Raw genomic sequence first — 15342 nt, forward strand, 5'->3', positions numbered from 1 at the left:
ACTAGAATAATAAAATTTTGTCGAGAGAAAGGATACGAAGTATGAAAGAAATGCTACAGTTATTTCGCAACAAAGTGTATGCACGTTTTTTTCTAGCAAATATTTTAGAGCGACTCGGTTCTATGATTGCTGGAGTTTCTTTAATGTTTTATTTGCTAGATCAATATGGAAAACAACCAGTTTACGCAACGATGACACAAATTATGATGGCATTACCTGCATTAATCTTTTTTCTATTAGTAGGGACAGTAGTGGATCGTTTTGATAGACAGCGTATATGCACGGTAAGTAACATATGTTGTTCGCTCTGTAATATTGGAATTCTAATTTCGCTTTATTACGGGATGATTATACTCGTCTTTATATTTTTATTTTTGGAAAATGCATGTATACAATTTTTCTCTCCATCAGAACAGTCGATGATACAGGGTGTAGTTGAATCCGACCAATACGGTGCAGCAGCAGGTGTGAATCAAATGGTGAATAGTTTGTATGCTTTGTTCGGTGTAGGAATTGCAACGATGGTGTACTGGACTTTTGGAATATACGGGAGTATTTTAGTAAATACGCTCACTTTTATTATGAGTGGTATTTTGATTCAAACAATCTCCATTCCAGAAAAAGTGCGTTTGCCAAACGGTATAACAAAATGGAAAGAAGTTAATTTGAAAATGTTAATAACAGAGTTTCAAGAAGGGATCAAGTATATATATCAAAATGACACTTTAAAAAAATTACTTTTAGGATTTATCGTGTTTGGACTATTAAATGGTATTTTAAGCGTATCCACAACTTACATATTAAAATATAAATTAGCACCAGCAACGTATGAAAGTTTAGCAATGGTAGGCGGTGTGGTTGGAGGGATTTCATTACTAATTGGAAGTATAGTAGCAACAAGTGTAGGTAAGAAATATGCACCCAAACCTATTATTGTATTTGGTATGGCGGGCTCAGGGGTCTTTTTCGGTATGTGTTACTTTGTAAACCACGTATGGTCTTTTTACGTATGTATCGCTTTTGCGACATTCTTTTTACCGTTTATTAATGTTGCAATCATGGGCTGGATGTATGAAATTGTAGAAGAGTCATTCATGGGGCGTGTACAAAGCTTACTTAGTCCATTAACGACAGGATTCCAGCTTTTATCTCTCGGTGCGATAGCGATGTTATTCCCAAAATGGATTCGTGCAGATACATTGTATATTATTTTATTTGGTTTATTATTGTTTGTTACATGTTTATATCAAGCTATTTTACCAAGTGGGCAAAAGCAAGTACATACAGTAGCTAAAGAGATGTGATATATTTAGTTTTTTTTATTTCTGAATATTCTATTGTATGGTAAGGGGAAATTGTTATGTTGATGCGAATTGTTAAATGGTGTGGGATTACTTGTTTACAACTAGTAGCTGCAATTTTATGTATAATCTGCCTAGGAGCGCTACCACGTTTATTTAAGGGATTACAAATTGATTTAATCGGTTTTTGGAATACGATTGTATTTCTTGGAGGGAAGTTACTTCAACCGGGTGAAATTACATATGGATTTCGGGATTCAAGAAAATTATTTCCGCAAATATGGATTCATTATATTGAAACGATGATTGTATTTCTTTCAGCTTTTTTACTCTCTTTGCTTATAGCGTATATACTTGTCATTTGGGTATTACAGCGTTCTCATATGAAACAGAAAATGTGGAACGGGATTTTTCTTACGCTTGAGAGTATACCAGATATATTACTTATTTTATTATCGCAACTTTTTGTCGTAATTATGTTTCAAAAAACAGGATTTATGCCGATCAAACTGGCTGGATTAGGGGAAGAAAGGATACGCTTGTTACCAATTATATGTCTTACAATACCAACAACATTATTGTTTATTAAACTGTTGTTATTACGGTTTAAAGAAGAATTAGAGAAAGATTATAGTTTATTTGCTAAAAGTAAAGGGCTTAGTTTAAGACATATTTTAACACATCATATTTCAAGAAATGTTTTGTTAACAACGATCTATTATGCAAAAACAAATATTTTATTTATGTTATCAAATTTATATATTATTGAATGGATATTTAATACGTACGGTATGTTTGTTTTTGTAAAAGAAAATTCGAAATTAGAAATATTTACAGTGAGTCTAGTAATATTATACGTACCGCTTTTTATACTGTTTCGTTTATTACATACGTTCTTACAAAATATTATAAAGGAGCGTGTGTAACATGTGGCAAGTTGTAAAAAGAGATGTGAGATTTTGGATAGGTATTACTTTTTTGAGTGTACTAATGATTGTTAGTATTGGATATACGTTGTTTTTTGATGGGAATATTCGTGAACTTACGATGATGTATAACGAAAAAAGGGAACTAGAGGCAGCTCCATTTGCACCATCAAGTAAATTTTGGTTTGGAAGTGATGTGAAAGGTCGTGACCTTGTTCAATTAATAATAGAAGGTGCAAAATGGACAGTTGGTGCAAGTATAATTATAGCGATTTTACGAGTTATAGTTGGAGGGGGAATTGGTTTACTTCTTGGTATGTATGGTAAACGTTCTTTTCCAGTTATTTCATCCTTTTTTGACCCTTTTAGTATTGTACCGATGGTTATGATTTCTTATTTTATGTTAAATGAAGTATTAACGTTTGATAGTGGAGCAGAAGTTGTGCCGTTATATTTGCGTGTGGCATTTCAAATTATAGTTCTTGTATGTCTCGTTGTACCAACAGTGATGTTGTATGTAGCGCAAGAAGTAAAACGTATTAAGAAAGAAGAATTTATGTTGGCAGCCACTGTGCTCGGCGGTAGTAAGTGGCAGAGGTTGAAGCGCCATATATGGCCTCATATGTTACCACCATTTCTTTTATTAGTAGCACAACAATTTGTAAGTACGTTATTACTTCTTTTACATCTTGGTTTGTTACAATTATTTTTTGGCGGAACAATAACCTTCAGTGGAATGGATCCAGATAGTGTAACAAAAGAATGGACTGGCCTAATTGGTCAAAACTTCCGCCATTTAACTACACATACATGGATTGTACTTATACCGATTGCTTTTTATAGTATGACAATTCTCGCAGGAAATCTAGTTAGTAATAGTATGCAAGATGCGATTAAGTTAGGAAATACGAGAAGGCCAGAGCGGAAAGGTAGAGAAGTGCAAGCAGAGAAACAAGTACAACCAACTACGAATGACTTTTCTTTTTATAGAGAGATACAAAAATAAAAAGATAGCTGAAAGCAACTTGTTTTCAGCTATCTTTTTCTGTTTATAGTGGTGGTAAATCAATCTTACCTTCTTCAAATAATTCTTTTATCATATGCTTCGTATAACCAGCGGCTTGACCAAATGTGATTTTTGCTGGCATTGGTGCTTCGTTAGCATCTACAACTACATCAATAATGCACGGTTTATTTTGTTTTACTGCATTTTCGAAAGCGGGAAGTAGTTCATCTAAATTCTCAACACGGTATCCAATACCTCCGCATACCTCTGCATATTTTGCAAAATCAGGGTTCGTTAAGTCTGTTTCGAATTCGATATTACCCATCACTTCTTGTTCGAATTTAATCATCGCAATTTTATTATTGTTTAATACGACGACAACGATTGGTAGTTTATATTTAACAGCTGTTACGAAGTCATTCATCGTCATTCCAAATCCGCCATCACCACAAACTGCAAATACTTGTTTATCCGGGAATGCAATTTTTCCAGCAAGAGCACCAGGTAAACCGCAACCAAGTGTTGCGAGCCAGCTAGAAATGACAAATTGCTGGTTTGTCATACGGAAGTGCCTTGCGGTCCATACTGTTACATTTCCGACATCGACTGATAGAATTGCGTCATCATGTGCTACTTGCTGCAGAGCATGCATAACGCGTTGTGGTTTAATTGGAATGGAAGAGTCTTCTTCTTGATCGTGTAATTTTTCTTCCCACTTTTTCATCATGTCTTGGTGATGTTCTAAGAAGGAATGGTCTGTGTGTTCTTCAACATTTTCAATTAACCATCGTAATGTTTTATCAGCATCACCAGCTAAACCAATATCTGTCGCATAACGTTTTCCGATTTGGGCAGGATCTGTATCGATATGAATTGTTTTTGCTTTTTCAGGTAAGAAGCCTGTGAACGGATAAGAAGTACCGACCATAATTAAAGTATCTGCATGCTTCATTGCTTCATAAGAAGGTTTCGTTCCAATTAATCCTAATCCACCAATACAAAGAGGGTGTTCATCAGGAATAATTCCTTTAGCTGGTAATGTAAGTACGATTGGAGCACCAATATGTTCTGCCAATGCAAGTAAAGATTCTCTCGCATGTTTTGTTCCTTTTCCAGCTAAAATCACAGGCTTTTTCGCTTCATTTATTGCGAATTTCGCTGCATCTAAATCTTCTTTTTGTGGAAACAACTCAGGCAAAGTAAAAGAAGTATTTGTAATACGAGCACCATTTTTTACTTCGAATTTCGGGACATCATCTGGAATTGTAAGAACGGATACACCTTTTTTCGTATAAGCCATTCGAATTGCTTGATTCACTACGGCAGGTAGTTGCTCTGCTGACATAATACGCTGGTTATAAACCGCGACATCATCAAACATTCTTTCTAAATTTACTTCTTGGAAAAAATCCGTTCCGAGTAAATCGGTTTCTACTTGACCTGAAATTGCTAGAACAGGGGCTTTATCGAGTTTCGCATCATATAAACCATTTAATAAATGAATAGCACCAGGTCCTGCAATTGCCATACAAACGCCAAGTTTTCCTGTTAATTTCGCATAGGCAGCCGCTGCTAATGCACCAGCTTCTTCATGGCGAACTTGAATGAATTTAATTTTATCTTGTTTTTTTCTTAAAGCTTCAATGATAGAATTGATGGAATCTCCAGGCATACCGTATATGTGTTCTACGCCCCAGTCAATTAATAGGTCAACTAGTGCTTCACCGGCTGTTTTCCCAAACATAATTTTTCCTCCTTATAATCAGGTAGATACTATTATGTTTTGGAGAAAAAGGAAAAATATACAAATGATAATATTATTATCTTTAATGATGACCAGCGAATAGTGTAAATACTGTTATTAGTAAAAATCCACTAGATGCCCATGTTAAAAATGAAAGGAAAGAGAGCTGCTTCTTTGCTTTCCAAAGCATTTCATGAATTGTGACATAGCCAAGTGAACCGATAGCACTTCCCATAATGAGTCCTTGTAAATGAAGCGCTTTTCCTTCCATTAAAATGCCAAAAACTGTACCGGTACCGAGAATAAGAGATAGTAATAAAGTTGTTAATAAAAAGGAAATATATTTATGTTTTGTAAAGAGAAAGGGGATAATTAATGCTAAGCCTTCAGGAATATGGTGAACGACGATTGCTATTAAAAAAGGTATGGCAGAGTCAGCATGATTAATAAAAGCAGTACCTAAAGCAAATCCACTCGGCAAATTATGAATAAATATAGCGAAAGAGAGAAAAAGGAAAGTTTGCCATGCTTGTTGATCTTTTGTATATATCATTGGATGGTGACAATAGTTATCTAATAAGCTCATAATTAAAATACCGATAGCTATACCAAGTATAGGTCCAATCATTTCATAGCTTGAAAATGTTTCAGGAATAATTTCAAGTAGTAAGAGTCCAAGTAAAATTCCGCCACATAATGCATATAAACGATGCATTTTTTCTTCAATTAGCTGGCGCGTAGCAATGCCGACAGCACCGCCTAATAATAAGCCACCAAATGAAAAAAATGTAACTATCATAGGAATCCATAATCGTTCCATCGTATCACACTCCGATTCTTCCGCCTTATTTTTAGCTTACGAAAAGGAAAGTTAGATTAGTCCAAGTAATTGTGTTTGATTATAGAGAAAAAACTAATGATTCGTTATAATTTATATATTAAATTTAAGTGTAAATATGAAATGAGGAATAATTTTGCAAACGAAGTGGAGTTTATCTGAATATGAAAATCCAAAACGATATGATATAGAAAATAAAAGTTTATCAGATTTTCCGTTTTTACTATCATGGGCACAAAAACTACATATACAAAATGAATGGATTTTAGATCTTGCCTGTGGTACAGGAAGGGTTACAATTCCATTTATAGAAAATGGATATCAAATGATTGGTGTAGATATACATGAAGGCATGCTTGCTGAAGCGAAGAAAAAAACTACGGATTGTAAGAAGGTAAAATGGTTACAACAAGACTGTTTACAATTAAGCATGAATGAAACGATTCCGTTTGCATTTATGGTGGGGCACGGGTTCCAGCATTTCCTTACGAATACAGATCAAGATCAGTTATTAACATCTATTCATCATGTGTTAGCAGAGAATGGTATATTTATATTCGATACACGTTTTCCTTCAAAAGAAGAATTAATACAGCCCTCTACAGAAGAATATTGGACAACAATTAGTGATGAAAAGGGGAGGAAATGTGATCTATATACTGAAATGACATATGATTCAATTCAGCAAATACAGCACTACATAACAACAAGAAAGTTTTATGAGGGGGATACGCTAGTAGATGAACTAAAAACAACGATTGATCTTCGCTATACATATCCGCAGGAGTTAGAAAGATTATTAGTAGCGAATGGTTTTGAATTATTACATATATATAATGATTGGGAAGGCAATGAGTTGGGAGAAGATTGCTATTCTATGGTAGTAGTCTGCCGGAAGAAAAAATAGTATTATTTTAAAAATATGAATGTGAAAAGCCTTTAAGGAGAGGAAAAAATGACTTGGTACTTAGATAATGTTTATGAATTAAATAAAGAAGCGCCCTATACATTCTACCTTCCTAGCTCAGAAGTTTTGGAGAAATTAAAGGTTGGGGATTTGGTAAAGCTAATTTTTGTATCTAAAAATGAGGAAGAAGATGGATTTAGTGGTGAAAGAATGTGGGTTGAAATCATTGAAAGAAATGAGAAGAAGTTTGTAGGTGAACTGAGCAATGAACCATATCGCTTAGATTTAAAAATAGGTGATAAAATTTCATTTGGGATTGAAAATATATGTGATACGGAATATGACGATCCATCTTCAAAAGATTGGGATTTTTATTTTGATACGAAGGTAATTGTTAGTAATGATGTACTTGAAAAAAGAGAATTTAACTTTATGCTTAAAGAAGATTCAAGAGAAGAAGGTGACTCTGGTTGGTCAATTTTAAGTGGCTATGAAAGTGATGACTATGTGAATGATCCTAAAAACTTTCAAATTATTTCAATTGGAGTCATATTGAATATAGATGATACTATTTTGAAATTTCTTGAGGAACCACCTTTATGTGCATATGAAAGAAATGATAAAGGTAGTTTTTATAAGATTGAAGACTATGATTGGGATACTTATTTAAATGGATAGAAAAAGTTATTACGTTTTAAAGAAAGCAATATAATTTCACCCTATGTGCTTGATAAAGGTTCTACAGATAATAATTCAAGAGAGTAATAGTAAATGGAGGAACAAATGATGCAACAAATTAAAAAAATAGGAAACTCATTTTGGTATATGACACCCGTTTCCGAAACAGATAGACCTATATTAGGAATGGTCATTGGAAAAGAAAAAACTTTAATGATCGATGCAGGGAATTCAGAGGAACATGCACAATTATTTTTAGAAATGTTAAAAGAAAAAAATGTATCGAATCCTGATTTTGTAGCACTAACGCATTGGCATTGGGATCATATTTTTGGATTATCTGTATTACAGAATGCATTAACTATTTCACACGCTGAAACGAAAAAAGAAATGCAGGCAATAGTATCTTATGAATGGACAGATGAAGCGTTGGACGCACGCGTAAAAGAGGGTACGGAAATTGCATTTTGTGCGGATTGCATCAAAAAAGAGTTTGAAGAAAAAGCGAGAAATATTAAAATTATTCTTCCAACCTTAACGTTCCAGGATCAAATTGAATTAGACCTTGGTGAGGTGACCTGCGTGTTAAAACATGTGGGCGGAGATCATGCACATGATTCAATTGTTATGTACATAAAAGAAGAAAAGATATTGTTTTTAGGAGACTGTATATATGCAGATATTTTTTCCTCGAAGTGGAACTACACGACGAAAAGAACGTTTGCATTAATAGATGAATTAGAAAAATTTGATGCTGAGACATATATTCTCTCTCATGGGGAAGCGATAAATCGAGAGGAGTTTTTACAAGAGATTCGTATGTTAAAAACAGTAGGAACTTATACTGAAATACATAAAGGCGATGAAGGGAAGATAAAGGAAGCGTATAAACGAGACATAGATAGAGAATTAAATGAAGATGAACTAGAAACAATAACGTTTTTTGTAAATGGTTATGAAATGAATAATCAATAAGACACGACATGAATCCAATATAATTAAATTGCACAAAAAGAGTATTGAACTTTAATTCAATACTCTTTTCAATAGTTAAATCTGAAGTAATAAAAATAGTGAAATTAAATCATCTACACCACCATCATGATTGAAGTACACTTTTTTCATCATTGTAATCTCCATCCTATTTGATTTAGTTAGAAATTAAACATGAATTGAGGAAAAGTCATCAATAATTTCGACTACTTCAATTTCGCCATTAATGAGTAGCTCAGGGAGTTCGTTATTCACATTTCCTTTCCAATATTCTCTAGCTTGTTCCATTTTTTGAGAAAAAGGAATAGCATCTTCTTTCGGTAAAAGATTCCCGTCACCTTCAAAAGAACTTCCGATTACTCGTAGTTTAACAATCTGCAAAACTTCTCGATTGTAAGAATCAAATAATGCTTTCCATTTTAAAGCATCTTCATAGCTTTTAGCAGCATATAAACAAGACAATCTTGATGGATAATTAGGATATTCTTGCAGCCTAACCATTTCCACAATCGTTTCTCTAATGGCTCTAATTGTTTGATCCATGTAATTCATAACTACTGTAGCATTTTCATTTTTTATATGTAATTCTTCATTTGTATAATGTTCTTTTAAAATTTGTATAGAATCTTCACCACTAGAATTTAAATGTTTTCTTTCAAAAAAGAAGTGGAATAGCGTATTCGTTTGATTTTTATTAAATTGAATGCTTTGTCCGATCTTCATTTTTTTCCTTGTTACGATATGATATACGAAAAATCCTTGTTCATTCATGGTTCTCCTCCTAGTAGTAATGTTTCAATTTAGTAATTCAACATTGAAATATATAAAACCTTTATAAGTAAAAGTGAGAATTTGAGTTGAAAGTAAAGAAAATATATGAAAGCGTTTTAAATTTGTTCACAAAATGTTCACTTACGAAGAGGTTTCCAATATCGATATAATGACAAAGACTCAAAGAGAAAGGATGATGAATTTTGCCAACAACAAGAAAGGAAAACCTCCAATTTGGTATGATGATGTGCCTTGGGATGGTTATCGTAATGACGTTTTACAATTTACTAACGAATGGATTAGGAGGGCCAATTCATATTAAGGAGATCGCATTAGAACTACTAATTGCATTTATTATTGCGCTATTAATTGAAATAAGTATTGTTGGACCTTGTGCGAAAAAATTTGTATTCATGTTGCCATTTGATAAATCTAAGAAAATAAATATTATCGTTGCAATGGCGACAACTATGGTAATCGGAATGGTGTTCTTTATGTCATTTTTCGGTATGGCTATGATGCATTTACATGGTGGACTACAAGGAGATTCATTTGTTTCAATTTATTTTTCGATTTTTATTAAAAATTTCATAATGGCATATCCATTACAATTAATTATTATGGGACCGCTTGTGCGTTTTTTATTTGGAAAGTTTGTTTTGAAGAATAAAGCTGTAAAAGTAGCGTAAATAAATTTGTATTATCTGACTATAAAAATTATATAATATTAAATGTGATCTATTGAAAGATTGTAGCATGCATAATGAAGATAATCTAAATCATACGTTTAGTTAGGTGAAAACATTATGAAAATTAAGAAGGTATTATGAGTCAAAAAAATATAAGTAGAGCTATGTGTGAAAAAGAGATTTTAAAGTAAAACAGTGACATGTACAAAGAGGGGGGCAAATGCACCCCTCTTTGTACATTCTATAAGCTTTACCGTGCCAAAGAATATGGTATATGTAAGAGTCTTGATATGTTTATTGCTTGGATTGAACCAACTTAAAAAAGGATTGTACGTTTTGTGGGCTTGAAAAATTATCAAAGACAATAAAATCGTCTCCATGGTTCATAGTTATTTTTTTGATAAAGGGAATTACAGACATCTCTAATACAACCCCATCCGTATGACTGAAATCTTCTATTTCAGTATATTTGAATTCCCATTTCAGACCTTTTCCAAACATAGCATCAGAACAGAACAATAATCTTTTATTTGTAGCAGCTAAAATGCCAGATCGGCTCATATAACCAAAATTTATTACGCAGTAGAGTGTAGAAAGAATATTTTCCTCACTGTTTAAGTATTTTTTTATTGTACTTAGATTCGCCTTCATAAGCAGGTCTCCTTATTGTTGAAAGTAAAGTGTAGAGTTGTTTAATCCATTTTACCATATATTAATCTTTTCGGATTTATAAAAGTGTAATTTTCTATAGAATAGAAGCGTCTAGTAAGGACTTTTAGGTGAGGGATGAAAAGGAGAAGAGAATTCTTTTTAGTTTCTAGTACAATAAAAAACAATGAGAATATGACTAGAAATTAAAATATTACTAAATATACGTAACTAATGAATACAATGTCTTTTTCAGTTATTATGTTATAAATCATTTTATGATAAAATCTTTTACATAATTTAATAAAGGGGCAGTATTCTATGGGTTATTTCTCAAATGGTTTATTAGTTTTGTTTGTGCTTATCGTATGTAGTTGTATAATTTTTGGTTAATAATATAATGAGAGTCTTACATAAAAGAAGTTATCTCAAGTGAGATAACTTCTTTTTATTTTAGGTTGAGAAGGAATTCTATCTTTCTTATTGAAGTTTGTTCTAGTTATTTTCACGTCAATCGCAATTTTCATAAGGGGAATTTTATGGAACATTAACAAACTATAGAATAAGGAGTATTTACATGAAAAATAGTATACACTACACAAGTGAACATCCTACAAAATTTAATGAATTATTAGCTTTATATGAATCTTTAGGATGGAATTCTCTTAAATTAACAGTGAATGAATTAGAACAAATGTGTAAACAAAGTTGGTATGCAATATACGCATTTAAAGAGCAACAATTAATTGGTATGGGGCGTGTTATATCAGATGGTGTAATAACAGGTGTTATTTGCGGTGTATGTGTAATGCCGGAGTATCAGTATATTGGTATCGGAAAAGACATAGTGAAACGATTAATCCATCACTGCGAACAAAACAAGGTTATTCCGCAACTTATGTGTGTGGAAAAATTGCAATCTTATTATGAATCTATAGGGTTTGAAGCATTCTCTATTGGGATGACAAAACATATTATGAGATAGCGGTGCTTTATATTTTCAGTTTACTCGTACATATTTTCAAACTTCAGTTATAAAGGAGAATTGCTGTATGGAGATTGCTAAAGGGGTAGAAATGTTACAACTTAAATTTCAAGAATTTATCATTCACCCAATTCTTTTATGGAATGATGAAATGGCAGTTTTAATAGATACTGGTTTTCCTGGACAATTCGAAGATATACAAGTAGAGATGGAGAGAGTTGGGGTATCTGTTGATAAGCTAAAAGTTGTGATTTTGACACACCAGGATATAGATCATATAGGTAGCCTTCCTGATGTATTGGAGAATGGTGTAAGCGATATTAAAGTATATGCGCATGAGTTAGATAAGCCATATATTGAGGGAGATTTACCTTTATTGAAAGATGTACATGTAGAGAATCCACCAAAAGGAAAAGTGAGTGACACAGTGATTGACGGGCAAGAACTTCCGTATTGTGGTGGAATACTAATTCTCCATACTCCAGGGCATACTCCGGGGCATATTAGTTTATATTTGAAACCAAGCAAAATTCTTGTCGCTGGAGACTCGATGTATAGCGTGAATGGAGTGTTAGGAGGAGTTCATGCTCCAACAACTTTAAATATTATGGAAGCACGGCAGTCTTTGAAGAAGTATTTAAATCTAGATATTGAATCTGTAGTTTGTTACCACGGGGGATTAAGTAAGGGGAATATAAAGATTCAACTTCAAAATTTGTAAAAGGTAAAGATAATAATTTTTTAATAATGGATGCTAAAGTGTAGTCTAATTGTTGGTATATACATAAAACACTTAAATGATAAAAAAGCATGTTTGAAGAAATACAAACATGCTTTTTTATTAAAGGAAACCCATGTGATTTTAACGTCCTAATCCGTTCCAATAAAAAGAAACGATTTCTTGTGCTAATTCATCTATATTTGTAAGAATAGGATTGTCATTTTCATCTTTAAAATTCCCAATTGATAATAAAGATACGAATGCATGAGCGGCAAATTTAGGGTTTCCTTTTTGGATTTCTCCAAATTGCATCGCTTTAGCGAGTGCTTTTTCTAACACTTCATACATGCTATCTTCAGCTTTTTTTAATTCCTGCAATTGTTCTTCAGATAACGACAGTTTTGCATCTTTCATAAAATTTTTCATATCGATATCCATTGTGGCATGTAAGTAAACTTTAGCAAAGTTTAATAATCTCTCTTCTAAAGTATTGTTTGTAGAGAGTATTTGCGACATATTCTCACGTATACGTATCATCATTTGAATCATAGTAGCGGTAAATAAATCGGCTTTTGTTGAAAAGTAATAGTAGACGGTTGCTTTCGTAACACCACAAACTTTTGCGACTTCCTCCATAGAAACGACTTGATAATTTTGAGTAAGAAATAATCGTGTTGCAACTTCTAAAATGGTTTCTTTTGTAGATTTTGTATTTTTATTTTGGCGAGGCCTTCCGAGAGGACGTTGTTTTTGTTCCAAATCTATTCGCTCCTGACATGTATTCTTGAAATAATTATAACATAATTTTTAATCCTTCTTGATTAATTAACCGACCAGTATATATAATTAATAGTGGAGGAAAAAAGGAAGGTGGGTTTTTATGAAAAAGCACCCGTTACATATGTTAGGGAGGCTTGTAGCAGGGAAGAATACGCAATGGATCACTTTATCGGTTTGGATTCTTATTACATTATTACTTTCATTTACGTTACCACAAGTAAATAGTACGAAAGAACCGAATCCGAAAAATTTACCTGAAACAGCTATGTCGCAGCAAGCGGAAGCACTTATGAAAAAAGAGTTTCCGAATAATGCAGGGAATCCTTTATTAGTAGTATGGTATAGAGATGGTGGATTACAGTCCCAGGATTATAAACTCATACAAGACGTTTATAAAGAGTTAAAAGCTAGTCCTTTAAAGGAACAATCAACGTTACCACCATTTGATACAATCCCGGAACAAGTATTATCAAAAAGTGCATCAAAAGATGGTACATCATTTGTTACACCAGTATTCTTTAACAAGTCAGCTGGAACAGATATATTAAAAGGAAATCTTGATGATGTAAGAAAGATAGTGAATAGTAAGGTGGATGTAGATCCATTTAAACAAAAAATAAGTGATTCTGGATTACATGTTCGATTATCTGGACCAGTAGGCATTCAAACAGATGCAGTTAGTTTATTTAGTCAAGCAGATGTGAAATTGTTAGTTGCTACTGTATTACTTGTATTAGTCCTATTAATTTTGCTATACCGTTCACCAATTTTAGCAATTTTACCTTTACTTGTTGTTGGCTTTGCATACGGTATTATTAGTCCTACACTCGGTTTTTTAGCTGATCACGGATGGATTAAAGTCGATGCCCAAGCGATATCAATCATGACAGTGTTATTGTTTGGTGCTGGAACGGACTATTGCTTATTTTTAATTTCGAGATATCGGGAGTACTTGTTAGAAAAAGAAAGCAAATATAAGGCGCTGCAACTTGCAATTAAAGCTTCTGGCGGGGCAATAATAATGAGTGCGTTAACAGTTGTACTTGGATTAGGAACATTATTACTTGCTCATTATGGTGCCTTCCATCGATTTGCAGTACCATTTAGTGTTGCTGTATTTATTATGGGAATCGCTGCTTTAACAATTTTACCAGCGTTATTATTAATTTTCGGTAGAGCTGCATTCTTCCCGTTTGTACCGAGAACAACTTCGATGAATGAGGAATTAGCAAGAAGGAAAAAGAAAGTAGTAAAAGTTAAAAAATCAAAAGGTGCCTTTAGTAAAAAACTTGGAGATGTTGTAGTACGTAGACCGTGGACAATCATTATGCTTACTGTATTTGTATTAGGTGGATTGGCATCATTTGTACCACGTATTCAATACACGTATGACTTATTAGAATCGTTTCCTAAAGATATGCCTTCACGCGAAGGGTTTACGTTAATTAGTGATCATTTTTCAGCTGGGGAACTAGCGCCAGTAAAAGTTGTTGTTGACACGAAAGGAAAAGAGCTTCCTATTAAACAAGAACTAGAGAAATTTTCTTTCGTAAAAACAGTGAAAGACCCAAAAGAGGGGAAAGAAAATAAGCAAATTAAAATGTATGAGGTTTCTTTAGCTGAAAATCCATACTCAATTGAAGCATTAGATCAAATCCCTAAATTGAAAACTCGTGTAGAAAAAGTATTAAAAGACGCTGGAGTTAGTAATGCAGAAGATCGACTATGGATTGGCGGAGAAACGGCTTCATTATATGATACAAAGCAAATTACAGAACGTGATGAAGCGGTTATTATTCCAGTAATGATTAGTATTATAGCTTTATTATTACTTGTTTACCTACGATCAATTGTCGCGATGATTTATTTAATTGTAACTGTTGTTTTATCATTTTTCTCTGCATTAGGAGCCGGATGGATATTACTTCACTTCGGTATGGGAGCACCGGCCATTCAAGGTGCAATACCGTTATACGCATTTGTATTTCTAGTTGCTTTAGGTGAAGATTATAATATCTTTATGGTTTCAGAAATATGGAAAAACAGAAAGACACAAAATCATTTGGATGCAGTAAAAAATGGCGTTATACAAACAGGTAGTGTCATTACATCTGCAGGTTTAATTTTAGCCGGAACTTTTGCTGTATTAGGAACACTTCCAATTCAAGTGCTCGTTCAATTTGGTATTGTAACAGCAATTGGTGTATTACTAGATACGTTTATTGTAAGACCACTACTTGTACCGGCAATCACAGTCGTTTTAGGCCGCTTTGCTTTTTGGCCAGGAAAACTTTCAAGGAAGAGTGAAGAGATACAAAAAGTGGATGCGTAGTTGAAAAAGCCAAGGATACTTTC

15 protein-coding genes and 1 pseudogene are annotated in these 15342 nt (G+C 33.2%); 10 read left to right on the top strand and 6 right to left on the bottom strand.

Annotation, left to right across the window (positions count from 1 at the left end; genetic code table 11):
* The first annotated feature begins 41 nt into the window (after positions 1-41).
* The 3 genes from MR070_RS07575 to MR070_RS07585 are packed head-to-tail and all read left to right on the top strand — an operon-like array spanning position 42 to position 3233.
* On the top strand, positions 42-1304 hold the full coding sequence (locus tag MR070_RS07575) for an MFS transporter (protein ID WP_000661752.1): 1263 nt from the start codon (positions 42-44) through the stop codon (positions 1302-1304).
* Between the two features lie 56 nt (positions 1305-1360).
* On the top strand, positions 1361-2227 hold the full coding sequence (locus tag MR070_RS07580; protein WP_000929006.1) for an ABC transporter permease subunit: 867 nt from the start codon (positions 1361-1363) through the stop codon (positions 2225-2227).
* Position 2228: 1 nt separating this feature from the next.
* Positions 2229-3233 (top strand): ABC transporter permease subunit, encoded by a 1005-nt coding sequence (locus tag MR070_RS07585; protein WP_242260970.1) that lies wholly within the window; start codon positions 2229-2231, stop codon positions 3231-3233.
* A 43-nt stretch (positions 3234-3276) separates the two neighbouring features.
* On the opposite strand, the gene MR070_RS07590 is transcribed toward MR070_RS07585, so the two are convergent.
* Both MR070_RS07590 and MR070_RS07595 read right to left on the bottom strand, forming a co-directional pair.
* The gene (locus MR070_RS07590) at positions 3277-4977 is read right to left on the bottom strand and encodes a pyruvate oxidase (protein ID WP_000467229.1); all 1701 of its coding nucleotides are present in this window, start codon (positions 4975-4977) and stop codon (positions 3277-3279) included.
* 82 nt (positions 4978-5059) lie between these two features.
* On the bottom strand, positions 5060-5797 hold the full coding sequence (locus MR070_RS07595) for a ZIP family metal transporter (RefSeq protein WP_242260971.1): 738 nt from the start codon (positions 5795-5797) through the stop codon (positions 5060-5062).
* 154 nt (positions 5798-5951) lie between these two features.
* Between MR070_RS07595 and MR070_RS07600 the strand changes: the two genes are divergently transcribed.
* From MR070_RS07600 to MR070_RS07610, 3 genes are all read left to right on the top strand, one after another.
* Positions 5952-6722 (top strand): class I SAM-dependent methyltransferase, encoded by a 771-nt coding sequence (locus MR070_RS07600; protein WP_277931261.1) that lies wholly within the window; start codon positions 5952-5954, stop codon positions 6720-6722.
* A gap of 48 nt (positions 6723-6770) precedes the next feature.
* A complete protein-coding gene (locus MR070_RS07605; protein WP_138322038.1) occupies positions 6771-7400 on the top strand; it encodes an immunity protein Imm33 domain-containing protein in 630 nt (209 codons plus the stop codon).
* A gap of 108 nt (positions 7401-7508) precedes the next feature.
* Positions 7509-8375 (top strand): MBL fold metallo-hydrolase, encoded by an 867-nt coding sequence (locus MR070_RS07610; protein ID WP_242260972.1) that lies wholly within the window; start codon positions 7509-7511, stop codon positions 8373-8375.
* A 78-nt stretch (positions 8376-8453) separates the two neighbouring features.
* Here MR070_RS07610 and MR070_RS07615 read toward each other — a convergent pair.
* Positions 8454-8528, bottom strand: a pseudogene (locus MR070_RS07615) (nucleoside hydrolase); the annotation flags it as partial.
* Between the two features lie 33 nt (positions 8529-8561).
* A complete protein-coding gene (locus MR070_RS07620; protein ID WP_044791087.1) occupies positions 8562-9164 on the bottom strand; it encodes a DUF2441 domain-containing protein in 603 nt (200 codons plus the stop codon).
* A 203-nt stretch (positions 9165-9367) separates the two neighbouring features.
* On the opposite strand from MR070_RS07620, the gene MR070_RS07625 reads away from it, so the two are divergent.
* Positions 9368-9853: a DUF2798 domain-containing protein gene (locus MR070_RS07625; RefSeq protein WP_242260973.1), complete on the top strand. Its 486-nt coding sequence runs from the start codon at positions 9368-9370 to the stop codon at positions 9851-9853.
* A gap of 294 nt (positions 9854-10147) precedes the next feature.
* Here the strand turns inward: MR070_RS07625 and MR070_RS07630 are convergent, their stop codons facing one another.
* Entirely contained in the window at positions 10148-10504 is a 357-nt protein-coding gene (locus MR070_RS07630; protein WP_000646626.1) for a PH domain-containing protein, read from the bottom strand.
* A gap of 574 nt (positions 10505-11078) precedes the next feature.
* On the opposite strand from MR070_RS07630, the gene MR070_RS07635 reads away from it, so the two are divergent.
* Complete coding sequence (locus MR070_RS07635; protein WP_000797950.1) at positions 11079-11486, top strand: GNAT family N-acetyltransferase; 408 nt, start codon at positions 11079-11081, stop codon at positions 11484-11486.
* 67 nt (positions 11487-11553) lie between these two features.
* Positions 11554-12207 carry an MBL fold metallo-hydrolase gene (locus tag MR070_RS07640; protein ID WP_242260974.1) on the top strand — a complete coding sequence of 218 codons (654 nt, stop codon included), beginning with the start codon at positions 11554-11556 and terminating at the stop codon, positions 12205-12207.
* Between the two features lie 141 nt (positions 12208-12348).
* Here the strand turns inward: MR070_RS07640 and MR070_RS07645 are convergent, their stop codons facing one another.
* Positions 12349-12966, bottom strand: a complete 618-nt coding sequence (locus tag MR070_RS07645) for a TetR/AcrR family transcriptional regulator (protein ID WP_242260975.1) — start codon at positions 12964-12966, stop codon at positions 12349-12351.
* A gap of 121 nt (positions 12967-13087) precedes the next feature.
* Here MR070_RS07645 and MR070_RS07650 point away from each other — a divergent pair, with 121 nt between their 5' ends.
* Positions 13088-15319, top strand: a complete 2232-nt coding sequence (locus MR070_RS07650; protein ID WP_242260976.1) for an MMPL family transporter — start codon at positions 13088-13090, stop codon at positions 15317-15319.
* The last annotated feature ends 23 nt before the right edge of the window (positions 15320-15342 follow it).

This window comes from Bacillus cereus group sp. BfR-BA-01453, from assembly GCF_022662915.1.
Taxonomy (GTDB): Bacteria; Bacillota; Bacilli; order Bacillales; family Bacillaceae_G; genus Bacillus_A; species Bacillus_A paranthracis.

Coding starts and splice junctions, on each gene's coding strand:
- MR070_RS07575 (WP_000661752.1), top strand. CDS start 42: ATGAAAGAAATGCTACAGTTATTTCGCAACAAAGTGTATGCACGTTTT.
- MR070_RS07580 (WP_000929006.1), top strand. CDS start 1,361: ATGTTGATGCGAATTGTTAAATGGTGTGGGATTACTTGTTTACAACTA.
- MR070_RS07585 (WP_242260970.1), top strand. CDS start 2,229: ATGTGGCAAGTTGTAAAAAGAGATGTGAGATTTTGGATAGGTATTACT.
- MR070_RS07590 (WP_000467229.1), bottom strand. CDS start 4,977: ATGTTTGGGAAAACAGCCGGTGAAGCACTAGTTGACCTATTAATTGAC.
- MR070_RS07595 (WP_242260971.1), bottom strand. CDS start 5,797: ATGGAACGATTATGGATTCCTATGATAGTTACATTTTTTTCATTTGGT.
- MR070_RS07605 (WP_138322038.1), top strand. CDS start 6,771: ATGACTTGGTACTTAGATAATGTTTATGAATTAAATAAAGAAGCGCCC.
- MR070_RS07610 (WP_242260972.1), top strand. CDS start 7,509: ATGCAACAAATTAAAAAAATAGGAAACTCATTTTGGTATATGACACCC.
- MR070_RS07620 (WP_044791087.1), bottom strand. CDS start 9,164: ATGAATGAACAAGGATTTTTCGTATATCATATCGTAACAAGGAAAAAA.
- MR070_RS07630 (WP_000646626.1), bottom strand. CDS start 10,504: ATGAAGGCGAATCTAAGTACAATAAAAAAATACTTAAACAGTGAGGAA.
- MR070_RS07635 (WP_000797950.1), top strand. CDS start 11,079: ATGAAAAATAGTATACACTACACAAGTGAACATCCTACAAAATTTAAT.
- MR070_RS07640 (WP_242260974.1), top strand. CDS start 11,554: ATGGAGATTGCTAAAGGGGTAGAAATGTTACAACTTAAATTTCAAGAA.
- MR070_RS07650 (WP_242260976.1), top strand. CDS start 13,088: ATGAAAAAGCACCCGTTACATATGTTAGGGAGGCTTGTAGCAGGGAAG.